At 60.7% G+C, this 23,222-nt stretch carries 24 protein-coding genes; 9 read left to right on the top strand and 15 right to left on the bottom strand.

The window, feature by feature from the left end; translation table 11 throughout:
• Positions 1–44: 44 nt before the first annotated feature.
• The 4 genes from rlmD to A7317_RS21945 all read right to left on the bottom strand — a co-directional run bounded on the left by rlmD (position 45) and on the right by A7317_RS21945 (position 4,036).
• Entirely contained in the window at positions 45–1,397 is a 1,353-nt protein-coding gene (gene rlmD / locus A7317_RS21960; protein ID WP_024076782.1) for a 23S rRNA (uracil(1939)-C(5))-methyltransferase RlmD, read from the bottom strand.
• Positions 1,397–2,299, bottom strand: coding sequence for a cysteine synthase CysM (cysM, locus tag A7317_RS21955; protein WP_024076783.1), 903 nt, complete (start codon positions 2,297–2,299; stop codon positions 1,397–1,399). The genes rlmD and cysM overlap by 1 nt, the downstream gene beginning before the upstream one ends.
• A gap of 231 nt (positions 2,300–2,530) precedes the next feature.
• Entirely contained in the window at positions 2,531–3,136 is a 606-nt protein-coding gene (locus A7317_RS21950) for a tRNA-uridine aminocarboxypropyltransferase (protein ID WP_069076825.1), read from the bottom strand.
• Between the two features lie 6 nt (positions 3,137–3,142).
• On the bottom strand, positions 3,143–4,036 hold the full coding sequence (locus A7317_RS21945; RefSeq protein WP_024076785.1) for a LysR family transcriptional regulator: 894 nt from the start codon (positions 4,034–4,036) through the stop codon (positions 3,143–3,145).
• Between the two features lie 180 nt (positions 4,037–4,216).
• Between A7317_RS21945 and speB the strand changes: the two genes are divergently transcribed.
• The 4 genes from speB to A7317_RS21925 are packed head-to-tail and all read left to right on the top strand — an operon-like array spanning position 4,217 to position 8,539.
• Positions 4,217–5,167: an agmatinase gene (speB, locus tag A7317_RS21940; RefSeq protein ID WP_017845302.1), complete on the top strand. Its 951-nt coding sequence runs from the start codon at positions 4,217–4,219 to the stop codon at positions 5,165–5,167.
• Positions 5,167–5,589: a YybH family protein gene (locus A7317_RS21935; protein WP_069076824.1), complete on the top strand. Its 423-nt coding sequence runs from the start codon at positions 5,167–5,169 to the stop codon at positions 5,587–5,589. Before speB ends, A7317_RS21935 begins: the two co-directional genes overlap by 1 nt.
• A gap of 21 nt (positions 5,590–5,610) precedes the next feature.
• The gene (locus A7317_RS21930) at positions 5,611–7,122 is read left to right on the top strand and encodes a purine-cytosine permease family protein (RefSeq protein WP_069076823.1); all 1,512 of its coding nucleotides are present in this window, start codon (positions 5,611–5,613) and stop codon (positions 7,120–7,122) included.
• 34 nt (positions 7,123–7,156) lie between these two features.
• Positions 7,157–8,539: a sodium:solute symporter gene (locus A7317_RS21925; protein WP_069076822.1), complete on the top strand. Its 1,383-nt coding sequence runs from the start codon at positions 7,157–7,159 to the stop codon at positions 8,537–8,539.
• A gap of 591 nt (positions 8,540–9,130) precedes the next feature.
• Here A7317_RS21925 and A7317_RS31310 read toward each other — a convergent pair.
• Together A7317_RS31310 and ptrR are read right to left on the bottom strand one after the other, a co-directional pair.
• Positions 9,131–9,253, bottom strand: coding sequence for a PA1414 family protein (locus A7317_RS31310; protein WP_003193089.1), 123 nt, complete (start codon positions 9,251–9,253; stop codon positions 9,131–9,133).
• A 142-nt stretch (positions 9,254–9,395) separates the two neighbouring features.
• A complete protein-coding gene (ptrR, locus tag A7317_RS21920; RefSeq protein ID WP_024076790.1) occupies positions 9,396–10,289 on the bottom strand; it encodes a putrescine utilization regulator PtrR in 894 nt (297 codons plus the stop codon).
• A 103-nt stretch (positions 10,290–10,392) separates the two neighbouring features.
• Here ptrR and A7317_RS21915 point away from each other — a divergent pair, with 103 nt between their 5' ends.
• Positions 10,393–11,601, top strand: a complete 1,209-nt coding sequence (locus A7317_RS21915) for an MFS transporter (RefSeq protein WP_069076821.1) — start codon at positions 10,393–10,395, stop codon at positions 11,599–11,601.
• Here A7317_RS21915 and A7317_RS21910 read toward each other — a convergent pair.
• The 3 genes from A7317_RS21910 to A7317_RS21900 all read right to left on the bottom strand — a co-directional run bounded on the left by A7317_RS21910 (position 11,513) and on the right by A7317_RS21900 (position 14,503).
• Complete coding sequence (locus A7317_RS21910) at positions 11,513–12,955, bottom strand: NCS1 family nucleobase:cation symporter-1 (RefSeq protein ID WP_024076792.1); 1,443 nt, start codon at positions 12,953–12,955, stop codon at positions 11,513–11,515. The genes A7317_RS21915 and A7317_RS21910 overlap by 89 nt on opposite strands.
• 199 nt (positions 12,956–13,154) lie before the next feature.
• Positions 13,155–13,553 carry a DUF2177 family protein gene (locus A7317_RS21905; protein WP_024076793.1) on the bottom strand — a complete coding sequence of 133 codons (399 nt, stop codon included), beginning with the start codon at positions 13,551–13,553 and terminating at the stop codon, positions 13,155–13,157.
• Positions 13,554–13,666: 113 nt separating this feature from the next.
• Positions 13,667–14,503: a S1 RNA-binding domain-containing protein gene (locus tag A7317_RS21900; protein WP_010208634.1), complete on the bottom strand. Its 837-nt coding sequence runs from the start codon at positions 14,501–14,503 to the stop codon at positions 13,667–13,669.
• Positions 14,504–14,825: 322 nt separating this feature from the next.
• Between A7317_RS21900 and A7317_RS21895 the strand changes: the two genes are divergently transcribed.
• The 3 genes from A7317_RS21895 (at position 14,826) to A7317_RS21885 (ending at position 16,868) form a co-directional block, all read left to right on the top strand.
• The gene (locus A7317_RS21895; protein WP_003193095.1) at positions 14,826–15,005 is read left to right on the top strand and encodes a hypothetical protein; all 180 of its coding nucleotides are present in this window, start codon (positions 14,826–14,828) and stop codon (positions 15,003–15,005) included.
• 206 nt (positions 15,006–15,211) lie between these two features.
• Positions 15,212–15,934 (top strand): TorF family putative porin, encoded by a 723-nt coding sequence (locus A7317_RS21890; RefSeq protein ID WP_069076820.1) that lies wholly within the window; start codon positions 15,212–15,214, stop codon positions 15,932–15,934.
• Positions 15,935–16,001: 67 nt separating this feature from the next.
• Positions 16,002–16,868: a DUF6279 family lipoprotein gene (locus A7317_RS21885; RefSeq protein WP_024076795.1), complete on the top strand. Its 867-nt coding sequence runs from the start codon at positions 16,002–16,004 to the stop codon at positions 16,866–16,868.
• On the opposite strand, the gene copD is transcribed toward A7317_RS21885, so the two are convergent.
• From copD to A7317_RS21860, 5 genes are all read right to left on the bottom strand, one after another.
• Positions 16,865–17,746, bottom strand: coding sequence for a copper homeostasis membrane protein CopD (copD, locus tag A7317_RS21880; protein WP_069076819.1), 882 nt, complete (start codon positions 17,744–17,746; stop codon positions 16,865–16,867). The two genes, A7317_RS21885 and copD, sit on opposite strands and share 4 nt — an antisense overlap.
• Positions 17,743–18,129 (bottom strand): copper homeostasis periplasmic binding protein CopC, encoded by a 387-nt coding sequence (gene copC, locus A7317_RS21875; RefSeq protein ID WP_069076818.1) that lies wholly within the window; start codon positions 18,127–18,129, stop codon positions 17,743–17,745. The genes copD and copC overlap by 4 nt, the downstream gene beginning before the upstream one ends.
• 50 nt (positions 18,130–18,179) lie before the next feature.
• Positions 18,180–19,007 (bottom strand): copper resistance protein B, encoded by an 828-nt coding sequence (locus A7317_RS21870; protein ID WP_069076817.1) that lies wholly within the window; start codon positions 19,005–19,007, stop codon positions 18,180–18,182.
• A gap of 10 nt (positions 19,008–19,017) precedes the next feature.
• A complete protein-coding gene (locus tag A7317_RS21865) occupies positions 19,018–20,733 on the bottom strand; it encodes a copper resistance system multicopper oxidase (protein WP_069076816.1) in 1,716 nt (571 codons plus the stop codon).
• Positions 20,734–20,863: 130 nt separating this feature from the next.
• Positions 20,864–21,253: a hypothetical protein gene (locus A7317_RS21860; protein ID WP_024076800.1), complete on the bottom strand. Its 390-nt coding sequence runs from the start codon at positions 21,251–21,253 to the stop codon at positions 20,864–20,866.
• 155 nt (positions 21,254–21,408) lie between these two features.
• Between A7317_RS21860 and A7317_RS21855 the strand changes: the two genes are divergently transcribed.
• Entirely contained in the window at positions 21,409–21,684 is a 276-nt protein-coding gene (locus tag A7317_RS21855; protein ID WP_024076801.1) for a hypothetical protein, read from the top strand.
• Between the two features lie 49 nt (positions 21,685–21,733).
• On the opposite strand, the gene A7317_RS21850 is transcribed toward A7317_RS21855, so the two are convergent.
• Positions 21,734–23,080 carry a DEAD/DEAH box helicase gene (locus A7317_RS21850; RefSeq protein ID WP_041160994.1) on the bottom strand — a complete coding sequence of 449 codons (1,347 nt, stop codon included), beginning with the start codon at positions 23,078–23,080 and terminating at the stop codon, positions 21,734–21,736.
• Between the last annotated feature and the right edge of the window lie 142 nt (positions 23,081–23,222).

Raw genomic sequence — 23,222 nt, 5'->3', positions numbered from 1 at the left:
CATAGGCCTTGGAGATCGCAGGCCAGTCGGATTAAACGGGCATCCTAGCCCGCTTCAAATAACGCCATGGCCTCGACATGCGCTGTCTGCGGAAACATGTCGAGGATCCCGGCACGTTTTAGCCGGTAGCCTTGCTTGACCAGCTCAACCGTGTCCCGCGCCAGCGTCGCCGGGTTACAGGACACATACACCAGGCGCTTGGCCCCCAGGGTGGCGAGCTTGCGCACAACCTCCAGGGCACCATCGCGGGGTGGGTCCAAGAGTACCGCAGAAAAGCCCTGTTTGGCCCATTCCACGTCATTCAAAGGCTGGGACAAATCGGCCTGAAAAAACTGCACATTATGCAAATTGTTGCTGATGGCGTTCCGTGCAGCCCGGTCCACCATGGCCTGCACGCCTTCCACCGCCACCACTTCGCGCACCTGTTTCGCCAGCGGCAGGGCGAAGTTGCCCAGGCCGCAAAACAGGTCCAGCACCCGCTCATCGGGTTGTGGTGCCAGCCAGTTCAGGGCCTGGGCAACCATCGCCTCGTTGACCCCGGCGTTGACCTGGACAAAATCCCCTGGTCGGTACGCCAACTCCAAGTCCCATGCGTCCAATCGAAAACCCAGCGACTGATCAGGCTCGACAGGCTCCGGCTGGCCTTCGCCATGCAGCCACAACTGGGCTTCATGGAAGTTACAAAATTCTTTCAGGATCAGCAGGTCCGCATCCGACAACGGCGCCATATGCCGCAGCAACACGGCGCTGGACGACCCGCTGAACACCTCCACATGCCCCAATGCCTGAGGCTTGCTCAAGCGACGCAGCATGTTCGGCAGACGCTGCATGATCGGTTGCAAGGCCTGTACCAGCACCGGGCAATCGTCGATGGCGACAATGTCCTGGCTGGCCACGGCGCGGAAACCGACTTCCAGTTTCCTGGCCTTGGCATCCCAACGCACGGCCACTCGGGCGCGACGCCGATAGCCAAACTCCGGCCCGCTCAACGGCGCGGCCCATTCTTGCGGTTCGACACCGGCCACACGGGACAGTTGCTCGGCGAGCATGCGCTGTTTCAGGGCGAGTTGTTCGTCATGGGGCAAGTGCTGCACGCTGCAACCGCCGCAGCGGCCAAAGTGCGCGCACGGTGCCGGGCGGCGTAATTCGCTGGCCTTGAACACCCGCTCGGTACGCGCCTCGACCACCTTACCGTGGGCGCCCAGCACCCGCGCTTCCACCTCTTCGCCGGCCAACGCGCCGTTGACGAACCAGGTGCGCCCCTCAAAGAACACGATGCCACGGCCATCATTGGCCAGGCGCTCGATGGTCAGGCGCTGCTTCTTGCCTACAGGAATCTGCGGGGCCCGGCTGCCGCCCGTCGGTTGGAAGCGCAGGCCTCTCTCGTGCTTGGCCATCAGTTGGGTTCGTCGAAAATGCCGGTCGACAAGTAACGGTCGCCTCGGTCACAGATGATCGCGACGATCACCGCGTTTTCCACTTCCTTGGACAGGCGCAGCATGCCAGCCACGGCCCCACCGGACGACACGCCGCAGAAGATACCTTCTTCACGGGCCAGGCGACGGGTGGTGTCTTCGGCTTCACGCTGGGCCATGTCGATGATGCGATCCACCCGCGAGGCGTTGTAGATCTTCGGCAGATACTCCTCGGGCCAGCGCCGGATACCGGGGATCGCCGCGCCTTCCATCGGTTGCAGGCCGATGATCTGGATCGCAGGATTCTGCTCCTTGAGGTAGCGCGAGTTGCCCATGATGGTGCCGGTAGTGCCCATGGAGCTGACGAAATGGGTAATCGTGCCTTGGGTCTGGCGCCAGATTTCCGGGCCGGTGGTGGTGTAGTGCGCTTCGGGGTTATCACCGTTGGCGAACTGGTCCAGTACCTGGCCACGGCCTTCGGCGGCCATGCGCTCGGCAAGGTCGCGGGCACCTTCCATGCCTTCTTCCTGGGTGACCAGCACCAGTTCGGCGCCATAGGCGGTCATCGCCGCCTTGCGCTCGGCGCTGCCGTTGTCGGGCATGATCAGCACCATTTTGTAGCCCTTGATCGCCGCGGCCATGGCCAGGGCAATCCCGGTGTTACCCGAGGTGGCTTCGATCAGGGTATCGCCCGGCTTGATCTGCCCGCGCAGCTCGGCGCGAGTGATCATCGACAACGCCGGGCGGTCCTTGACCGAACCAGCCGGGTTGTTCCCTTCGAGCTTGAGCAACAGGGTATTGCTGGTTTCACCCGCCATGCGTTGCAAGCGGACCAGGGGCGTATTGCCGACGCAATCGGCGATTGTAGGGTACTGCAAGGTCATGGCGTATTCGCAATCCAGACTGCGGGGGCGAACATCATACCGGGAAAGCCAGGCGCGCCATATCACGCAAAGTGTGGTGCTTATGGCTTATAGGAATAAGCGAGGGAGGTGGCGGCTGGGTGGACGCTATCGGGGGCAAGCCCCCTCCCACACTGGACCGCATTCTCATGCAGGAACTCCGTCAACTGTGGGAGGGGGCTTGCCCCCGATAGCCGCACCTCGATAACCCGCCTAGCCCAAATGCCCGTCACCATGATTTTTCTGAAAGACCTCCTCTCCCATCGCCGCAATCTGCCCTTCGATCAATGCATCAAACGGCTTGAGCAACGGCTCAAACGAAACCGGCGCCTCCAGCACCTGCAACGCCTGCACGATCGCTTCGACCGTCGACAATGCCCCCGGCCCCGGCGCCTTGCGCAGCCGATAACGCGACACGCCACCCTCGGCCAGGGCCACCCGGGGCAACGCCGCCAATAAAGGGTTGAGGTGCAGCAGTTTGCGCGCCTTGCGCCAGGTGCCATCGGGCACCACCAGCAACAGCGGCTGATCGTCGGGCGCATAGGCTTGCAGCGGCTGGGCGTCGTCGGCGGGGAACAACAGCCGCGCCTGATAGCCGGGCGGGCTCAATAGCGTCGGCAGATCATCAAAGACCTCCCCCACCACCAGTTGCACATTGTTCAAACCCAACGCCGCCAGCCGCGCGGTATTGAGCGCATGGTTGACCTCGCTCGGATGCTGCAACAGCAACACACGGGTACGGCTGTCGAGGCGGGGGATCAGCGCGCACAGGCAATGGGCAGCGGGCCTGTGACAGCGGGAACATTGGGGTCGGGACATGGTTCTTCAGGCCTGGTTGAGCTGGGCTTTGAGTAAATCGCGGAAGGTCTGGATCAGCGGTTCGCGACTGCGGCCACGGCGCATGATCATCGAGAACGGCGCCTGGTAGCCGAAGGTCGCCGGCAGCAATACGCGCAGGTCACCCTTGTCAGCCCAGGCCTGGGCGTAGTGCTCGGGCAGGTAGCCGATATAGGCGCCGGACAGCACCAGGATCAACTGTGCCTCCATACTTTCCACCGTGGCGGCGCTGTGCTTGAAACCATGGCGCGCCAGTTCCGCCTGGCTCCAGTAGCCGCGCCCGACCATGCGTTGCTGGGTAATCACTTGTTCGGGGATACGCCGCTCGTTGAACAGTGGGTGGCGAGTGCTGCAATACAGCCAGTGTTGCTCGCGGTACAGCGGCATGTAGACCAGCCCGCTCATGCGATTGGAGAAGGCACCGATGGCCAGGTCGAGGCGATTGTCCTGCACGCCCAGTTGCAGTTCGTACGGGCTCATCACCGACAAATGCAAATGCACCGCCGGGTGTTCCAGGCTATAGGCGCCGATGACTTCGGCGAACGGCAGGGCCTTGTCGCTGACGGTAGAGTCGAGCACGCCGAGCTTGAGGGTACCGCGCAACTCACCCTTCAATGCGGCGGCGTATTGCTCGAAGCCTTCCAGTTCGCCGAGCAGGCGCAGGGTTTCCTGGTGGAACAACTCGCCCTTGCTGGTCAGGCTGAACCCGCCCCGGCCGCGATGACACAGCACCAGGCCCAACGCCGACTCCAACTGGCTCATATAGGTGCTGATGGCCGAGGTGGACAGGTTGAGTTCGTGCTGGGCATTGGCGAACCCCTGGTGGCGCACGACGCTGACGAAGATGCGCAGGAGTTTCAGGTCGGGCAAGGCGTTGGCCATCGGGCCTCCAAAAACGCGGTAACTGTAGGAGCAATCTCGCGCCTACAAGAATCGTCAGAGTCTACCTCAGCCATTAGTTTAGAAAAATCTGAACTAAGTATTTGCCCCTGGCGATTCTTCCCTCCCCTGGCTTTTCGCAGAATCGACCCCTAATAAACAAAACAACGCTGAGGCAATCCTGTGGACAAGATTTTCCACCAACCACTGGGCGGCAACGAAATGCCGCGCTTCGCCGGCATCGCCACCATGATGCGACTACCCCACCTACAGTCGGCCAAGGGCCTGGACGCCGCGTTTATCGGCGTACCGCTGGACATCGGCACGTCGTTGCGCGCCGGCACCCGCTTCGGGCCGCGTGAAATCCGCGCCGAATCGGTGATGATCCGTCCTTACAACATGGCCACCGGCGCCGCACCGTTCGATTCGTTGTCGGTGGCCGACATCGGCGACGTGGCGATCAACACCTTCAACCTGCTCGACGCCGTGCGCATCATCGAAGAAGCCTACGACGAAATCCTCGAACACAACGTGATCCCCATGACCCTGGGTGGCGACCACACCATCACCCTGCCGATCCTGCGGGCGATCCACAAGAAACACGGCAAGGTCGGGCTGGTGCACATCGATGCCCACGCTGACGTCAATGACCACATGTTCGGCGAGAAAATCGCCCACGGCACCACCTTCCGCCGCGCGGTGGAAGAAGGCCTGCTCGATTGTGACCGTGTGGTGCAGATCGGCCTGCGTGCCCAGGGCTACACCGCCGAAGACTTCAACTGGAGCCGCAAGCAGGGCTTCCGGGTGGTCCAGGCCGAAGAATGCTGGCACCACTCCCTCGCACCGTTGATGGCCGAAGTACGCGAAAAAGTCGGTGGCGGCCCGGTGTACCTGAGTTTCGACATCGACGGTATCGACCCAGCCTGGGCACCTGGCACCGGCACCCCAGAAATTGGTGGGCTGACCACGATCCAGGCAATCGAGATCATCCGTGGTTGCCAGGGCCTCGACCTGATTGGTTGCGATCTGGTCGAGGTTTCGCCGCCCTACGACACCACCGGCAACACCTCGCTGCTGGGCGCCAACCTGCTGTACGAAATGCTCTGCGTACTGCCCGGCGTGGCCCATCGCTGATGAGCGCCCATGAAGTGTTGAAAGCTGCGGCCGACTTGGTGTCAGCCTTCGCGCGCAATGATCGCGAGGCTTACTTCGGCGCGTTCAGCGCCGATGCCAGCTTCGTGTTCTACACCCTCCCCCAGCCGCTGCTCAGTCGCGATGCCTACCAGGCGTTGTGGGACAGTTGGCGGCGGGACGAGGGATTCGAAGTGCTGTCCTGCACCTCGAGCAACGCCTTTGTCTGCCTGCAAGGCGACGTGGCGATTTTCATGCATGACGTGGCCACAGAGCTGCGCATGAACGGGGAGCAATTTTTTAGCCAGGAACGCGAGACCATTGTCTTCAAACGGCAAGGGCTGCGCGCAGAACAACAAGAAGGCCTATGGCTGGCCTGTCACGAACATTTGTCCGCTATGCCGGAAGGGCTGCCGCCCCCTTAGCCAATGTGATCGGAGCTGATCATGAATAATAAAAACAACGACAACAGTATTCGCAAAATAGAAACCAACGGGGTCGAACAGATCCCGGACCACGAACGTACCGCGGGGCCCAAGGATCTGTTTCGCCTGATCTTCGGCGGTGCCAATACCTTTGCCACCGCCGTGCTGGGTTCCTTTCCGGTGTTGTTCGGCTTGTCGTTCCAGGCTGGGGTCTGGGCGATTGTGCTGGGCGTGCTGGTGGGGGCCGTGATTTTGGCGCCCATGGGCCTGTTCGGGCCGATCAATGGCACCAATAACGCCGTGTCTTCCGGCGCGCACTTTGGCGTGCATGGGCGAATTGTCGGTTCGTTTTTGTCATTGCTGACCGCGATTGCGTTCTTCTCACTGTCGGTGTGGAGTTCCGGCGATGCCCTGGTCGGCGGTGCGAAACGCCTGATCGGCCTGCCGGAAACCGACCTGACCCTGGGCCTGGCCTACGGCGTATTCGCGATTCTCGTGCTGACGGTGTGCATCTACGGCTTTCGCTTCATGCTGTGGGTCAACCGCATTGCCGTGTGGGCGGCGAGCCTGCTGTTCCTGCTGGGCATCTTCGCGTTCGCGCCAACCTTCGACAGCCACTTCGCCGGCACCGTCGCGATGGGCCAGAGCGGTTTCTGGGCGGCCTTTATCGGCGCCGCGCTGGTGGCCATGAGCAACCCGATCTCCTTCGGGGCGTTCCTGGGTGACTGGTCGCGCTATATCCCGCGGGAAACCCCGAAGGGCCGGATCATGCTGGCCGTGGTCCTGGCGCAGGTCGCCACCTTGATTCCGTTCCTGTTCGGCCTGGCTACCGCCACCATCGTGGCGATCAAGGCGCCGGACTACATCGCGGCCAACAACTATGTCGGCGGCTTGCTGGCGGTGGCACCTAGCTGGTTCTTCCTGCCGGTGTGCCTGATTGCAGTGATCGGCGGCATGTCCACCGGCACCACGTCGCTGTATGGCACCGGGCTGGACATGTCCAGCGTGTTTCCGCGCGTTTTGTCGCGGGTCAAGGCCACGCTGCTGATCGGGGTGATGTCGATTGCCTTCATCTTTATCGGACGTTTCGCCGCCAACCTGGTGCAAAGCGTGTCGACCTTCGCCGTGCTGATCATCACCTGCACCACGCCGTGGATGGTGATGATGATCATCGGCCTGATCGTACGCCGAGGCTTCTACTGCCCGGATGACCTGCAGGTGTTCACCCGCGGCGAAACCGGTGGCCGCTACTGGTTCAGCCATGGCTGGAACTGGCGCGGGCTGGGGGCCTGGATCCCGAGTGCGCTGGTGGGCCTGTGCTTCGTCAACTTGCCTGGGCAGTTTGTCGGGCCGCTGGGCAACTTGGCCGAGGGTATCGATATCAGCCTGCCGGTGACGCTGGGGCTGGCCTCGGTGGTGTACCTGACCTTGCTTCGCCTGTTCCCGGAACCGGCTGCCGTCTATGGGCCAACGGACCCTCGCAGCCAGCGCACTGACGCGCGCGCGCAATCAGCGCAGCAACAGACCGCCTGACCCCAATAAAAAAGATAATCGGAGACTCGCCGTCATGGCTTTGGATTTATTCGTCGTACTCATCTACGCCGCCGGCATGCTTGTGCTCGGCTACTACGGCATGCGCCGCGCCAAGACTCACGAAGACTACCTGGTGGCCGGGCGTAACCTGCGGCCATCGCTGTACATGGGCACCATGGCCGCCACGGTACTGGGCGGCGCGTCCACCGTCGGTACCGTGCGCCTGGGCTATGTGCACGGCATCTCTGGCTTCTGGCTGTGTGCCGCATTGGGCATGGGGATCATCGCGCTGAACCTGTTTTTGGCCAAGCCGCTGTTGAAGCTGAAGATCTTCACCGTGACCCAGGTCCTGGAAAAACGCTACAACCCCATGGCTCGCCAGGCGAGTGCGGTGATCATGCTGGCCTACGCGCTGATGATCGGCGTGACCTCGATCCTGGCCATCGGCACGGTGCTGCAAGTGCTGTTTGGCCTGCCGTTCTGGATCTCGGTGGTGTTGGGCGGTGGCGTGGTAGTGGTGTATTCGACCATCGGCGGCATGTGGTCGCTGACCCTCACCGACATCGTGCAGTTCGTGATCAAGACCGTCGGCCTGATGTTTATCCTGCTGCCGATCTGCCTGTACCGCGTGGGCGGCTGGGATGAGCTGGTGGCCAAGCTGCCAGCATCGAGCTTCAGCTTCACCGCGATCGGCTGGGACACGATCATCACCTACTTCATGATCTACTTCTTCGGCATCCTGATTGGCCAGGACATCTGGCAGCGGGTGTTCACCGCCCGGGACGAAAAGGTCGCCCAGTACGCAGGCACTTTCGCTGGTTTCTACTGCATCCTCTATGGCCTGGCGTGTGCCTTGATCGGCATGGCGGCGCACGTGCTGATCCCGGATCTGGATAACGTCAATAACGCGTTTGCGGCGATCGTCAAAGCGTCGCTGCCGGATGGGATTCGCGGGCTGGTGATTGCGGCGGCACTGGCGGCGATGATGTCCACCGCCAGCGCGGGCTTGCTGGCGGCGGCCACCGTATTGACCGAAGACCTGCTGCCACGTTTACGCGGTGGTAAACAATCGAGCCTGGCAATCAACCGCCTGTTCACAATGTTGACCGGTATCGTCGTGCTGGGTATCGCACTGGTGGTAAATGACGTGATCAGCGCCCTGACCCTGGCCTACAACCTGCTGGTGGGTGGCATGCTGATCCCGCTGATCGGCGCGATCTTCTGGAAGCGGGCAACCACATCGGGGGCAATCACGTCCATGACCCTGGGCTTCGTGACGGCGCTGGTGTTCATGTTCAAGGATGGGCTGGATGCGAACACGCCGATCTACTACAGCCTGGCGGTGGCGTTGGTGAGCTTTGTGCTGGTGAGCTTGCTGTCGCGCCAGCCGGAGGCGGAGGTGGCTCGGGCGTTGTAAGAAATAACGGGTTTAGAGCGGTTTCTTCAGCGGGTGCGACGTCGGATGTCGCACCCGTTTTTTTTGCGTGGATTTTGGAGTTTCCGTTGGTCTGGACTGGTATTTCTGACAGTAGATATGAGGCTGAACGCAGCATTAGCTTGACACTGCAATGTCAAGCTGGAAACAGCTGGGCTTATAGTTACCTTTACGGAACGAGGTGTTGAAATGAAAAATCCAAAAGCTTCACATCCACCCGGACCTACAGTACCCGCCAACTTGCAAACCGGTGACAGGGTGCATCTGAACGGAAAAAATGTGGAGGTCTACTCCGGCCTATGTAGGCTCCTATTCAATAACGCAACAGGAAGCCTCGCTTTTCCTCTGTCTATAAGCCGCAACTACGCTCATGAAATTTACTTTCAAGTCGATCCCAATTACACCGGCGAGTTTTCCGTCGTTGGAGAGTACGCCCCAAACAGCCCGGTTAATGAGGATGATCGCAGCTTCGGGAAGACAAAAATCACCCGCTCTAAATAACACCTCTACAGACCTTTACTCCGCAACGCTCACACAGCTCGTAACGTGCTTCGTGTGAGCGCTTCCCAAGTCTTACCGACGACGCGGCCGACGCTGCTCATCATCAGTACGAATCGGCACCGGTTGCAGCGGTGGCTCGATCAAGCCCAGTGCAACGCCGAGGTCGTGGAGCCAATTTTGGATTTTCTCTTTCATGGTTGCCCCCTTTGAGGGTAATGCGGGTAGGCGCAAATTCTGTCGCCCTTTCCTACATTGATAGTAGCCCTAAGTCCTACGTATTGCTTGAACGAAACCACAACGAACTATTACCGAATCGATCCCAATCCTGACGGATCGCTCAAGCAATCGCGCGCGTGCCTGGCAGGGACTCGGCCTTGCCCTCTTGCTGCAGGTCGATCCATGCATTGAGGTTAGCGCCGAGCATACCCTTTCGCCACATCAGCCAGGTGGTCGCAGTGGCAAAATGCCCTGTCAACGGATGAACGGACACACCGTCCTTGCCCGGCAGGCTGTCGAGCATGGATTCAGACATCAAGGCCACACCGGAACCGGCGATGACGCAGGCGAGCATGCCCTGGTAAGACTCGATCTCAATCGCCCGGCCCATGGCGACGTGCTCGTGGGAAAACCAGGTTTCCAGGCGCGTGCGATAGGCGCAGCTGCGTCGGAAAGTGAACACCGAACGGCCAGCAACGTCCTGGGGGCCGCGCACCGGCGGGTGATCGGCTTCGCATATCAGCACCAGGCGTTCTTCGCACAGGGCTAAACCGTCCAACGAGGCGATGGTGATGGGCCCGTCCACAAAAGCAGCATCCAGGCGACCGGTAATCAACCCTTCGAGCAATTCACCGCTGGGCGCCGATTGCACCTGCAAGTTCACCATCGGGTACGCCTTGTGATAACGCGCCAACAGCTTCGGCAAGTGCACCGCCGCCGTGCTGTACATGCTGCCCAGTACAAAGTCGCCGGCCGGTTGCCCGCCTTGCACGGCGCCATGGGCTTCATCGTGCAGCGCCAGCAGACGGGTGCTGTAGTCCAGCAACACTTTGCCCGCCGGAGAAAGCTGCAAACGCTGGCGTTCGCGCACAAACAGCTCGACGCCGAGCTGTTCTTCCATCTGCCTGAGCCGGGTCGACAGGTTCGATGGCACACGGTGCAGGCGCTCGGCAGCGCGGGTGATGGAGCCCTCTTCCGCCACGGCCTGGAAAATGCGCAATTGACTGAACTCCACACCTTTCTCCAAAACTGAACAAGTTACTCACTATTATTCATTTTTACAGAAAGTCAATCCGCTTTAGCCTACAGGCATTCGCTTTCGTCCAGGACGCCTGCCCATGTCTGCGCTGATCCGCTTACTCGCCAGCTTTATCGCCCTGATGATGGCCATGGGCATTGGCCGCTTCGCCCTCACCCCGCAAATGCCCCATCTGCTCAGCGAAGGCCAGATCGACCTGACCGGCGCCGGGCTGATCGCCGCCGCCAATTACCTGGGTTACTTCGTGGGAGCGGTGGACTCGATCTTCGCCCGCAGCCATCACCATGTGCGTGGTCGCCTGTATGGCGGGCTGTGGTTGTGCGCGCTGCTGACCCTGGCCTCGTACTGGGCCCATGGGTTCTGGCCGCACCTGCTGTTGCGCTTCGGTACCGGCGTTGCAAGTGCCTGGGTATTGGTGATGATCACCAGCCTGAGCCAGCCACTGGCGATTGCCGCTGGACGTGCACGCCTGGGGGCGCTGGTGTTCGCCGCGCCAGGGCTGGGGATTCTGTTGACCGGATTGCTGGCGTTGGGCTCCAACCTGTTGGGCCAAAGCTCTGCAACGTTGTGGCTGGTCTATGGCGTCGTGGCGCTGGTGATGCTGCTGGCAATCTTGCCATGCTTGCCCCAGCCGTCCGCCGTCACTGCGCCTGTTGCAAGCCACGCCGACACAGCCAGCAACGGCAGCATTACCCACCTGTGCTGGATCTATGTGTTGTTCGGCCTGGGCTACATCATTCCGGCGACGTTCCTGTCACAGATGGCCAGCGCGCAATTCAAGGGCGCCTGGCAGGCCGATCTGTTCTGGCCCTGCTTTGGTTTGGCGGCGGCGATTGGCGTGGTGGTCGCAAGCCTGCGGCGCAAGGACCCGGACACCACCCGCCGCTGGCTGATGAGCACGTTGTGGCTGCAAGCGGCCGGCGTATTTGCCTGCCTGCTGGGTAACGGTTGGGGTCTGGCGCTGGGGGTGTTGCTGTGCGGCGGACCCTTCCTGGCCTGCATGCAGTTGGTGATGGCGCGCCTGCGGGACGTTGCGCCCCACGGCTATCAGCGCAACACCGGGCTGCTGACCGCCAGCTTTGCCATCGGCCAATTGAGTGGGCCGTTGCTGGCGTCGGTGAGCAGCCACCTGAGCGGTGGCCTGCAACCCGCGTTGCTGATCGCCGGTGCAGGCCTGTTAGTGGCGGGAGGGGTGTTGGTCAGCCCGCGACCAACGGTGCCGGCGCACGAACCTGCTCACGCCGCGCCAGCACCAGGAAAAACAGCCCACCCAGGAAGCAGCCGGTAAACCAGGCGAAGTTGGCCATGCCCTGCAAGGCTGGGGTAAAAGTGATCGCGACACCCACCAGCGTCGCGGGCAACAGGGCCTTGACCGCTGTCCAATTCACACCGCCGTCGAAGTAATAGCGCCCGCTGGGGCTGTCATCGAACAGCGCATCCACATCGATCTTCTGCTTTTTGATCAGGTAGAAGTCCACCAGCAGAATCCCGAACAGCGGCCCGATGAATGCCGCGAGGATGTCGAGGGTGTAGTGGATCATCAGCGGGTTATTGAACAAGTTCCACGGCGTAATGAAGATCGACGCCACCGCCGCGATCATCCCGCCGGCACGCCAGCTGATCTTGCTTGGCGCGACGTTGGCAAAGTCAAAGGCCGGGGACACGAAGTTGGCAACGATGTTGATGCCAATGGTCGCCGTCACAAAGGCAAAGGCCCCCAGCAACACGGCCATGCTGTTGTCGATTCGCGACACGGTGGCGATCGGGTCATGCAGCATTTCGCCAAACACCGGCAAGGTGCCCGAGACGATCACCACGGTGACCAGGGAGAACGCCAGGAAATTCACCGGCAACCCCCAGAAATTACCGCGCCGCACATCACGCATACTGCGGCAGTAGCGGCTGAAGTCGCCGAAATTCAGGGTCGGCCCGGAGAAATACGAGACCACCAGCGCCGTCGCCACAATGACCTGGCCAAACGCCTGCCAGCCCGACAGGGATTTCTCCGACAGGGTAAAGCTGATATTCGCCCAACCCGCCTTCCACACAATCCAACCCGCCAGGACGAACATCACCGCGTAGACCACCGGCCCGGCCCAGTCGATAAAACGGCGGATGGATTCCATGCCGGCCCAGAACACGGCCGCCTGCAGCACCCACAGGCTCAGAAAACCCAACCAGCCAAGGTAGGACAGGCCTGCGAAGTGCGGCTCTGCATACACGGCCATCTGCGGGAAAAAGCGCAGCACCACAATGATCAGGGCACTGGACGCCAGATAAGTCTGAATGCCATACCACGCCACGGCGATCAGGCCGCGAATCACCGCAGGAATATTCGCACCAAACACGCCAAACGCCAGCCGGCAGATGACCGGATAAGGCACCGCTGCTTGCTGACTGGGCTTGGCCACCAGGTTGGCAATCAATTGCACGATGCAAATACCCGCGAGCAAGGCGATTAACACCTGCCAACTGGCTAACCCGAGGGCGAACAGGCTGGCGGCGAATACATAGCCACCGACGCTGTGCACGTCGCTCATCCAGAACGCGAAGATGTTGTACCAGGTCCACTTCTGCGGCTGCGGGCCCAGGTCCTGGTTATACAGGCGGGGGCTGTAGCCTTTGGGCAATTGTTCGGTCATCGCTGGGCTCCTCGAAATACCGGCCTGCGCTGCCGTAACGGGATGCATACGGGAGGCGGCATGGTTTGTATACGATAGAGTCAGCAGAATGCGTGCCAATAGCACACAATCCCCCTGCAGCGCGGGTTGCAAAGGTATTTATGCTTGGCTAGAGGCTGGTAAGACGCTCAGCAACGGTGCACATAAATCCTGTACACAATCACCGGTGCACTCGATGTGCACACAAGTGCCCGACCGTGCAGCACGCCGCGGTCAGAAGAGTGCCCCACGCCATGTCCATCACCGCCAAGCCGGCCGACCAGCCTTGCAGCGTGGCCCAATTGCTCAGGTCATAGGTGCCATAGGCCACCAGGCCGAGCAAAGCACCCAGGCGCGCCGCGCGTTGCCAGCTTGCGCTGGGAAGGACCACCAAGACCACGCAACCGATGGCGTACAGGAGATAGAACAGCACGGCGGGCAACAGGCGAGGCTGATCAAGCATCAGTGGGCCCAGCAGGGATTTGTAGGTCGGGCCCATAAGGACGCCGAGCCAGAGGCCGTCGAGCACCAGAAAGGCGAACAAGGTGCCGAGGTAGGCGAAGACAGACGTCTTGGACATTGATACAACCTCTGTAGGAGCGAGCGTGCTCGCGAATGTATTCCAAGCGCATCGCTGCGTCGGATGTACCTTTTTCGCGAGCACGCTCGCTCCTACCAGAGAGCCAAGCGAACTCAGCTTAGTTCAATGCGATCCGCGTGAATCACAATCTGGCCCTGCTTGTAGAGTGCACCAATGGCTTTCTTGAAGTTGCCCTTGCTCACGCCAAACAAGTTGCTGATCACCGCCGGGTCGCTCTTGTCGCTGACCGGCAGGCTGCCGTTGTTTTCACGCAACTTGGCGAGGATCTTCGAGTTCAGGCTGGAGGCCGCTTCCTGGCCAACCGGCTGCAGGCTCAGGCTGATATTGCCATCGGCGCGGATCTCCTTGATAAAGCCCTTCTCTTCCTTGCCCGGGCGCAGGAACTTGAACACTTCGTTCTTGTGAATCAAGCCCCAGTGCTTGTTGTTGATAATCGCCTTGAAACCCATGTCGGTGGCTTCGGCCACCAGCAGATCGACCTCCTGGCCCACCTGGTAGTTGGCCGGCGTCTTGTCCAGGTAACGGTCCAGGCGTGCAGTCGCCGTGATGCGCTTGGTGTGCTTATCGAGGTAGACGTGCACCACGCAATATTCACCGGCGCTCAACTGGCGCTTTTCTTCCGAATACGGCAGCAACAGGTCCTTGGGCAAGCCCCAATCAAGGAACACACCAATACTGTTGACTTCGACGACTTTCAAACTGGCAAATTCGCCGACTTGAACTTTCGGTTTTTCGGTGGTGGCGATAAGTTTGTCATCGCTGTCCAGATAGATGAAAACGTTAAGCCAGTCTTCATCTTCACTGGGAATATCTTTGGGGATGTAACGATTAGGCAAGAGGATTTCGCCATCTTGCGCACCATCCAAGTACAAACCAAAGTTAGTGTGTTTAACCACTTGCAAGCTGTTGTAGCGCCCGACTAAAGCCATTTCCAATACCCTCATTGCGTGGGCGGCATTCTACCCGAGTTGCGTGCAGCACGCGCGCGCGCCTGAAAAATCGCGGCTGGCATGGCGTTCTACTGGCAGCGCCCCGCTCGTCAGATCAAACAGCTCGATTGCTCCACGGCACAACGGCCATTTCACCCCCAGCGTTACGAGTTAAAACAGTCAGTTAGGCGCTTATTGCAAAGTTAAAACCAGCTGATTTTCCAGCCCACTTATAATTCCAAGGGGATATTTACCAAGCAATTGTCAAGTATTTCCTGTACGATGCCTGGCCAAGTTAATTTTCTACAGGTTAGTGGCCGCCATGCGCGTAAAAGCATCCAACAGCAAAGCAAAGCCAGCTCCCGCCGTTGAAACCAGCGAATCGATCAACAGCCAGATTGCTGCGTTCCTCAAATCCGGTGGCGAAATCCAGCAGATTGCCAAGGGCGTGAGCGGCCAGACTTTCGGCCCGTCCAAGCAAATCAGCCTGGGCAAGAAGTAACCCCCGCGCAACGCACCTGGTCCCTAAGCGTCTTGCCTTCAAGGCGCTAGGACTAGAGCCCGAAATACCCGCCTGCCTGATCCTCTAATACGTTAATCGACGAACGGGACTCATCGCCTGGCATTCGCCGGTATGCTTGCACACGTCTAGCACGGGCATCTGCGCGATTTTTCCGTCACTGCTCCTCGCTTTTCATGGAGTGAAGCATGCTCAAACCCTATATCTTCCTGGTCAGTGCCTTGGCCGCCAGCCCGCTTGCCCAAGCGCAGATCTTCCAGCGCGAATTGGGCGACTTCGACCTTAAATTGGGCACCACCCCCAGCCGCAGCATGGCCCAGGGCCTGGTCAAGCCGACATCGCCCGGCAGTGATTCATTCCATGGCGGCCTGGACCTCAGTCACGACAGCGGTCTGTACATCGGCCAGTTTTCCCCGAACATGGGCCTGTCATCGACCAGCAACCTCGAGGTCGATTCCTACATGGGCTTCAAACATCCTTTCGACCAGACCCTCGGCTACGAAGTAGGGCTGATCCACTACAGCTACCCCACACTCAGCCTCAGGAACAGCCAGGAGTTCTACGGTGGCCTGAACCTGTTGGGCAACCGCTTCGGTGCATCCTTCAGCAACGACCCCGACCGCCAGGACAGCACGCTGTTTGCCGACCTCAGCGGCACCCAGCCTTTCGGCATTGGTGTCAGCATGAAGTACACCACCCATCAACTGGGTACGCCAGCGTCGGTGGAAGGCGGCGCCATCAGCAGTTTCAGCGACTGGTCGGTGCAGTTTTCCCGCGCCTGGAAAGGCATTGACCTAGACCTGATCTACAGCGGCTCCAGCCTCACCGGCAGCGATTGCTCGGCCTACTCCGGACACAATTCGCAATGCGATGGCCTGTTGACCTTGAAGGCCGCGCGGTCGTTTTATTGATGGGCTGAACTGTGGTGCCTGCCGCGGGTTCACATGCACTAACCCCCTCCCGCGCAAGGACCCGCCCATGCTGCAACGGCTCAAACTTCTGCTGGTATTGCTGGCCCTGAGCCTGGTGCTCGCCGGCTGCAATCGCGTGGGCCTGGCCTACCGCAATCTCGATGTCATCATCCCCTGGACCCTCAGTGACTACCTGGACATGACCCCCGGGCAAAAGACCTGGTTCAACGACACACTCAAGGAACACCTGGCCTGGCACTGCACCACACAATTGCCGGGTTATCTGGATTGGCTCGACCGCCTGCAACAGATGGTCGACAACCACCAGGTCACCGACGCCGCACTACAGACCCGCACCGTCGAAGCCAAGCAGGCGATTGCCGAGATTGCGCAACAGGTCACCCCGTCAGCGATCCAATTGCTGCAAGGCCTGGACGACCAACAGGTCAAGGACATGAACCAAGCCCTGGCCAAAGACCTGCGCAAACGCCAGGACGAATACCTCAAGCCGCCCCTCCCCCAGCAGATCAAGGAACGCGCCGAGCGCATGAACAAGCGCCTGGAGACCTGGATGGGCCCGCTCAGCGCCAGCCAGCAGAACCGCGTGATGACCTGGTCAATCGACCTGGGTGAACAGAACCAGCAGTGGATCGGCAACCGCGCCCGCTGGCAGGCGCAATTTATCGAAGCGGTGCAACACCGTGACGGCGCCGATTTCCCGCAGAAAATCGAGCAATTGCTGGTGAACCGCGAAAGCCTATGGACTCCAGAGTATCGCGTCGCCTACGCCCAGACTGAAACAGCTGCCCGTAGCCTGCTCGTGGATCTGACGGCTGAAAGCACAGTGCAGCAACGGCTGAAACTCTCGCAAAAAATCGACAAGGTCCGCAGTGACTTCCAGGCGCTCAAGTGCCTGAAAAGCGTGCAACCCTAGCCCGGCGCCAAGGTTCCCAGCCAAGCCACCAGCCCCAGGATCAATACCACCGCGCCGAACTCCAGGGCCATGCTGCGCCGCAGCACGCGGCCCGCAGCGGCAGTGTCGCCCGCCGCCAGGGACCGTTGCAGAAACGGAACCAGATGGAAACGATTGAGTGCCGCCAGCCCCAGCATCAAGCTAAAAACGCCGAGCTTCAGGCCCAACAGGATCGCGTAGACACTGCCGTTGATGCCGTCCAGGTTCGGCCCCACCACCAACAGATAATTGACCCCACCGGTGACGATCAGCACCGCGACGAATCCCGCGCCGATACGCTCAAACCCTGCAAGTGCCCCGGCCAACACCTCGACGCGATAACGGTCCCGAAACAATGCGCGCCTCAACAACAGCCCAAACGCCGCCAACGCCCCGACCCAGCCTCCCGCAGCCAGCAGATGTGCCGCGTCGCTGATGATGTGCCACGCGCCCAGCATCCCTTCGTGCATCACGCCGTGCCCACTCCAGACCAGTGTCACGAGCGCGACGCCCCCCAACACCGTGGCCGGCAGCAAGCGGGTAGTACACCCTGCCAGGACCAGCGCCACGATACGCAGGCACCAGGCCACACCCAGGTCGGTCTGCCAGAGCATCATCTGCAAATGTGGCCATAACGCCTGCCAATCGCTGGCACCACTCATGGCCTGGGTCATGGACAGCAGCGACGCCACGGACAACAACACCCCCAGGCCCGCCGTCCACCCCATCAGCCTCTTGAAGTTCAGTAGCGTGCGCTGCGAAGCGTTCAGCCCGTAAAGCCCAAAGAGCCCGAAGCCAAACAACAACATCAGGTCAAGATAGAGGGCAAACCGCAGGGCGACTTGGCTCAATTCACTCATGGCTGAACGCTGAATACTACGTTACCGGTGATCGGGTGCGTATCGGACGACACCGCGCGCCAGTCAACCCGATAGGTACCGGTGCTCAGCACGGAAGCCGGCTTGATCAACATCACTTTGGGATCGGTGCTCGCTGCCACACTGGCCTTGACCGGCATCGGCGAGTTGGGCATGCCGGGCATATCGGTCATGGTCAGCTTGGCGCCGGAAAACTGCGTCAGCAGGTTCTCCGAGAAGCGCAGCTCTATGACCGCGGGCGGCGTGCCCTGGGTGCCAGCGGCTGGAATGGACGAGAGCAATTTCGGATGGGCCGCGGCCGGCAGGCTGAGGATTAATCCGGCCCACAGCGCACCACCCGCTAACGCAGTTTTCAACAGAGACATGCAAGGCTCCAGGCCGCTCAAGGCGGCGAGTTATAGGTATAGGAAAAGTGTCAAAACCATAGGCGCACACCGACCAGCCAGCGCAGTTGGCTGACGTCTTCATCCTCCGCGCGGGCGTACTGTGCTGTCTGCCCATAGGTGCGGTTCCAACTGACCCCCACGTAAGGCGCAAACTCTCGGCGTACCTCGTAGCGCAACCGCAGGCCCAATTCGCTTTCCGCAAGGCCTGAGCCCACGCGGCGCTGCGGATCGTTTTGCGCATAAAAGTTGAGTTCCGCGGTCGGCTGCAGGATCAGGCGGTTGGTCAGCAGAATGTCGTAGTCGCCTTCCAGCCGGGCCGCGGTGCGGCCCGACTCGCCAACAAACAGCGTCGCCTCGGCCTCAAAGTTGTAGAGCGCCATGCCCTGGATGCCAAAGGCTGCCCAGCTTTGGCTGTGACCGGGTTTGAAATCCTGCCGCACACCGCCAACCAAGTCCCACCAAGGGCTGATGGCGTGCCCCCACAAAACCTGGGCTTCGGCGCTGTCAGTGCGGCCGGCGCTGCGTTCGCCTTCGCTGCGCAGCCACAGTCGGTCGATATCACCGCCGGCCCAGCCCTTGATATCCCAGTTCAGCGCACTGCCATCGTCGGCGCCTTGCCATTCCAACTGGTTGATCAGCAGCATCGAATGAATCGCGCTGTCGTGCACACTGTGCCCGCCAGGCGCGTTATAGACCGCTGCGCGATCGGCGTCGGTCAGTACCGGGATCGGTGTGCGGCTTTGGGTGGGTGCGGACGAAGCCGCCGGGCTCATGCCCTGAAGTTCATCCGCCAACACCAGCGAGCCGCAGGTTAATGTGGCAAACGTGATGCACAGCGATATAACACGATGGTTCATGCCCGCTTCCTCATTCATGCACGCGAACTTCACGGAACATGCCCATTTCCATGTGGTACAGCAGGTGGCAGTGATAGGCCCAGCGGCCGAGAGCATCGGCCGTCACGCGGTAACTGCGCCGGGTACCCGGTGGCATGTCGATCGTGTGTTTGCGCACCTGGAACTGGCCGTTTTCATCTTCAAGGTCGCTCCACAGGCCATGCAGGTGAATCGGGTGGCTCATCATGGTGTCGTTGACTAATACCAGTCGCACCCGCTCGCCATAGGTCAGTTGCAAGGGTTCGGCAGCGGAAAATTTCACACCATTGAATGACCAGACAAACTTCTCCATATGCCCGGTGAGGTGCAACTCGATCGTACGCGAGGGATCACGGCCATCGGGGTCTTCGAAGGTGCTGCGCAGGTCGGCATAGGCCAGGACGCGCCGGCCATTGTTACGCAGGCCGACGCCGGGGTCGTCGAGCTTGGGCATCGGGCTCATCGCCTGCATATCCACCAGCGGGTTGTCCTGCTCGCTGGCCGGATGGCTCTGCATCGACATCGAACCCATGGCGCTGTGGTCCATGCCTTCCATATCCGGCATATCGCCCATGGCGCCGTGGTCCATGCCGCCCATGCCCATGTCGTCCATGGTTATCCAAGGGCGCGCATCAAGCGCCGGCACTGAGGCCTCCGCCCCCGCCTGCCGGGCCAGCGTGCCACGGGCATACCCCGTACGGTCCATCGACTGGGCAAACAGCGTGTAGGCGGCGGCAGTGGGCTCGACCAGCACATCAAAGGTTTCAGCCACGGCAATGCGGAACTCGTCGACGCTGACCGGTTGCACCGGCTGGCCGTCGGCGGCGATAACGGTCATCTTCAGCCCCGGAATGCGCACATCGAAATAGGTCATCGCCGAGCCGTTGATAAAGCGCAGGCGAATTCTCTCCCCTGCCTCAAACAAGCCGGTCCAGTTGCGACCGGGCGGCTGGCCATTGAGCAGGTAGGTGTAGGTCTCGCCGCTGACGTCCGCGAGGTCGGTAGGATTCATCTTCATGCGCGCCCACATCAGCCGATCGGCGACGGTAGCCGACCAGCCGCGCTGGCCTGCATCGCGGACAAAATCGCCCACCGTGGGCTTGTGCCGGTTGTAGTAATCGGACTGCTTCTTGAGGGTCTTCATCAGCGCGACGGGGTCTTCGTCGGTCCAGTCAGACAGCATCACGACGTAGTCACGCTGGCAACTGAACGGCTCCGGCTCCCTGGGATCGATGACCAGAGGCCCGTACACGCCCTGTTGCTCCTGAAACCCGGAATGGCTGTGGTACCAATAGGTACCATGCTGCTTGACCTTGAACTGGTAGACATACACCCCACCCGGTTCGATCCCCTCAAAACTGAGGCCAGGCACGCCGTCCATGGTGGACGGCAGAAGGATGCCGTGCCAGTGGATCGAGGTAGGCTCGTTGAGCCGGTTCTTCACGCGCAGGGTCACGGTGTCGCCCTCGCGCCAGCGCAACAGCGGGCCGGGCAGGCTGCCATTGATCGTCAGCGCGGTACGCTGTTGGCCGCTGAGGTTGACGGGCGTCTGGTCGATAAACAGATCGAATTCGCTGCCCGTCAGCACGGTGGGGTGGTCGGGATTGCTCAGCGCCCAAACCGGCGGGCGCCACAGCCCGAGCCCACCGAGCAAGCCGCCGGCGGCCAGGCCTTTGACGAAGGTTCGTCTGGAGGTAGTGGAATGCATGCCGATTCAAGTCCATGAGATGAATGGCTGCAGATTAGGCGGCGCCAGCTGTCAGCAACCTTAGCGGCAGATTACCGATCTGACAGCTTCGGCGTACCCGGCGGCGCGAAGGGGCCGGGTATGGAGGGATTCAAGCGATCTGTGCCTTGGACGCCACTTCAGCAAAGGTCGCCGGGTCCAACGCATCTGCCTGCTCATCCAGCACTTGGCGTGGGTGATCATTGCCCGGAATAGAGCTGTCGATCAGCGCCAGCAACTGCGCGCCGAGCCCGGTCAGGATAAAGTTTTCGCCGTTGCCGCCCTCTTCCTCAGGTCGCGATTCAATAAAACCGCGCTTGAACAGCAGCGCTTCATAATCCGCAGCGGTTTTTTTCAACGCATCCAGGTTGCCCGTGGACTCGCCCGCCGTGGCCTTCTCGGCCGCTTCCTCTTCGGCGTACTTGCGTGGGGCGAAGCTGCCCTCGCCGTTCTGCACTTCATGCAGCAGACGTTCGATCAAATCCCAGTTGTAAGTCGTCATCCTGATTCCTCCTGCGGGCCGATGGAAAGGGAGCCCGTCTCAAGGTGTGACACGCCGCGTCACTGGCCGTTCAGCCGAATGGACGAGCGTCATTTCTCTGAACTTTCCAGACGTTCGCGTCCTCAACTGCACATAACCACCAAGGAGGTCGCAGTATGAAAACCCTGATGAACCTGGTCATTGCCGCCACGTTGCTCACTGCCCTGCCCGCCTGGGCCTGTACGCCGGACGAGGCGACCGCCAAGCGCGAACAGCTGGGGCAGGAAGTGGCGAAACTCACCGAACAGAACCCCTCCAAGGCCAAGGAGATGAACGACGAGTTGCAGAAAATGGACCTGGATACCCAGAGCGCGGAGTTCCCCGACAAGTGCCAGTTGATCGATGCCCGCCTCAAAGAATTGAAAGAGGCCGCCGCCAAGGCGAAAAACTGAGGGCAAAAAAAAACCGGACAACGTCCGGTTTTTTTATTTCACCCCTGCCTTACTCGGCAGCCGGCGCTTCTGGCTTGCGGCGCTTGAGCGGTGCCATGCCGTCCTTGCTGACGAGCGACAGGTTGTCGGTCTTCGGCCGGTTGGTGATCTTGCGCTTGGTCGGCGACTTGGCGCCGGCCTTTTTCTTGTCTCCCTTGGCGTCGACTTTTTTCTTCTTCACGCCAACGGCCTTGCCCGACGCCTTGACCTTCTTCGGTCCGGTGTAGGTGCCTTTGACTTCCTTGATGGTGCGACGCTCGAACGACTGCTTGAGGTAGCGCTCGATGCTCGACATCAGGTTCCAGTCGCCGTGACAGATCAGCGAGATCGCCAGGCCATCGTTGCCCGCACGCCCGGTACGGCCGATACGGTGCACGTATTCGTCGCCGCTGCGGGGCATGTCGAAGTTGATGACCATGTCCAGGCCGTCCACGTCCAGGCCGCGGGCGGCGACGTCGGTGGCCACCAGGATCTTCACGCCGCCGGCCTTGAGGCGATCGATGGCCAGCTTGCGGTCCTTCTGGTCTTTCTCGCCGTGCAGCACGAACGCCTTGTAGTCCTGCGCCACCAGGCGACCGTAGATGCGATCGGCCGCAGCGCGGGTATTCGTGAAGACAATGGCTTTCTGATAGGTCTCATTGGCCAGCAGCCAGTTGAGGATCTGTTCTTTGTGCACATTGTGGTCAGCGGTGATGATCTGCTGGCGCGTGGTCGCGTTCAGGTCGCTGACGTTGTTGACCTGCAGGTGCTCAGGGTTGTTCAGGACCTTGGCCACCATGTCGCGCAGGGTCGAACCACCGGTGGTGGCGGAGAACAGCATGGTCTGCTGGCGATTGACGCACTCGCCCACCAGGCGCTGTACGTCGTCGGCAAAACCCATGTCGAGCATGCGGTCGGCTTCGTCCAGCACCAGCACTTCGACCTCCTTGAGGTCGAGGTTGCCAGCGTTGAGCTGCTCGATCATGCGGCCCGGCGTGCCGATCAGGATATCCGGCACCTTGCGCAGCATGGCGGCCTGGACCTTGAAGTCTTCGCCACCGGTGATCAGGCCGGACTTGATGAAGGTGAATTGCGAGAAGCGCTCCACTTCCTTCAGGGTCTGCTGGGCCAGCTCGCGGGTCGGCAGCAGGATCAACGTCTTGATGCTGACGCGGACTTTGGCCGGGCCGATCAGGCGGTTAAGAATCGGCAGGACGAAAGCGGCAGTCTTGCCACTCCCGGTTTGAGCCGTCACCCGCAGGTCACGCCCTTGGAGCGCGAGCGGGATGGCCGCTGCTTGCACAGGCGTAGGCTCGACAAATTTAAGCTCGGCCACGGCTTTGAGCAGGCGTTCGTGCAGGGCGAATTGGGAAAACACGGGTGCTACCTCGAAGAAATACAAAATATCAGCTGCATAGGGTACCGGTTTCGGCCGTCCAAACCGAGTTTCTTTACGCGAACGGCGCTAATCAGCCGCTTTTTTGTCAGCTGGTTTGTCCACAACATCAACTTGATTGCAC

The organism is Pseudomonas fluorescens (assembly GCF_001708445.1).
In the GTDB taxonomy this organism is placed as follows: Bacteria; Pseudomonadota; Gammaproteobacteria; order Pseudomonadales; family Pseudomonadaceae; genus Aquipseudomonas; species Aquipseudomonas gorinensis.
Note: the sequence above shows the minus strand (reverse complement) of the source record. Positions and strands in the feature narration are given on the sequence as shown.

Excerpts from the sequence above, each read along its gene's own strand:
- rlmD (WP_024076782.1), bottom strand. The coding sequence starts at position 1,397 with ATGGCCAAGCACGAGAGAGGCCTGCGCTTCCAACCGACGGGCGGCAGC.
- cysM (WP_024076783.1), bottom strand. The coding sequence starts at position 2,299 with ATGACCTTGCAGTACCCTACAATCGCCGATTGCGTCGGCAATACGCCC.
- A7317_RS21950 (WP_069076825.1), bottom strand. The coding sequence starts at position 3,136 with ATGTCCCGACCCCAATGTTCCCGCTGTCACAGGCCCGCTGCCCATTGC.
- A7317_RS21945 (WP_024076785.1), bottom strand. The coding sequence starts at position 4,036 with ATGGCCAACGCCTTGCCCGACCTGAAACTCCTGCGCATCTTCGTCAGC.
- A7317_RS21935 (WP_069076824.1), top strand. The coding sequence starts at position 5,167 with ATGAGCGCCCATGAAGTGTTGAAAGCTGCGGCCGACTTGGTGTCAGCC.
- A7317_RS21930 (WP_069076823.1), top strand. The coding sequence starts at position 5,611 with ATGAATAATAAAAACAACGACAACAGTATTCGCAAAATAGAAACCAAC.
- A7317_RS21925 (WP_069076822.1), top strand. The coding sequence starts at position 7,157 with ATGGCTTTGGATTTATTCGTCGTACTCATCTACGCCGCCGGCATGCTT.
- A7317_RS31310 (WP_003193089.1), bottom strand. The coding sequence starts at position 9,253 with ATGAAAGAGAAAATCCAAAATTGGCTCCACGACCTCGGCGTTGCACTG.
- A7317_RS21915 (WP_069076821.1), top strand. The coding sequence starts at position 10,393 with ATGTCTGCGCTGATCCGCTTACTCGCCAGCTTTATCGCCCTGATGATG.
- A7317_RS21910 (WP_024076792.1), bottom strand. The coding sequence starts at position 12,955 with ATGACCGAACAATTGCCCAAAGGCTACAGCCCCCGCCTGTATAACCAG.
- A7317_RS21905 (WP_024076793.1), bottom strand. The coding sequence starts at position 13,553 with ATGTCCAAGACGTCTGTCTTCGCCTACCTCGGCACCTTGTTCGCCTTT.
- A7317_RS21900 (WP_010208634.1), bottom strand. The coding sequence starts at position 14,503 with ATGGCTTTAGTCGGGCGCTACAACAGCTTGCAAGTGGTTAAACACACT.
- A7317_RS21895 (WP_003193095.1), top strand. The coding sequence starts at position 14,826 with ATGCGCGTAAAAGCATCCAACAGCAAAGCAAAGCCAGCTCCCGCCGTT.
- A7317_RS21890 (WP_069076820.1), top strand. The coding sequence starts at position 15,212 with ATGCTCAAACCCTATATCTTCCTGGTCAGTGCCTTGGCCGCCAGCCCG.
- A7317_RS21885 (WP_024076795.1), top strand. The coding sequence starts at position 16,002 with ATGCTGCAACGGCTCAAACTTCTGCTGGTATTGCTGGCCCTGAGCCTG.
- copD (WP_069076819.1), bottom strand. The coding sequence starts at position 17,746 with ATGAGTGAATTGAGCCAAGTCGCCCTGCGGTTTGCCCTCTATCTTGAC.
- copC (WP_069076818.1), bottom strand. The coding sequence starts at position 18,129 with ATGTCTCTGTTGAAAACTGCGTTAGCGGGTGGTGCGCTGTGGGCCGGA.
- A7317_RS21870 (WP_069076817.1), bottom strand. The coding sequence starts at position 19,007 with ATGAACCATCGTGTTATATCGCTGTGCATCACGTTTGCCACATTAACC.
- A7317_RS21865 (WP_069076816.1), bottom strand. The coding sequence starts at position 20,733 with ATGCATTCCACTACCTCCAGACGAACCTTCGTCAAAGGCCTGGCCGCC.
- A7317_RS21860 (WP_024076800.1), bottom strand. The coding sequence starts at position 21,253 with ATGACGACTTACAACTGGGATTTGATCGAACGTCTGCTGCATGAAGTG.
- A7317_RS21855 (WP_024076801.1), top strand. The coding sequence starts at position 21,409 with ATGAAAACCCTGATGAACCTGGTCATTGCCGCCACGTTGCTCACTGCC.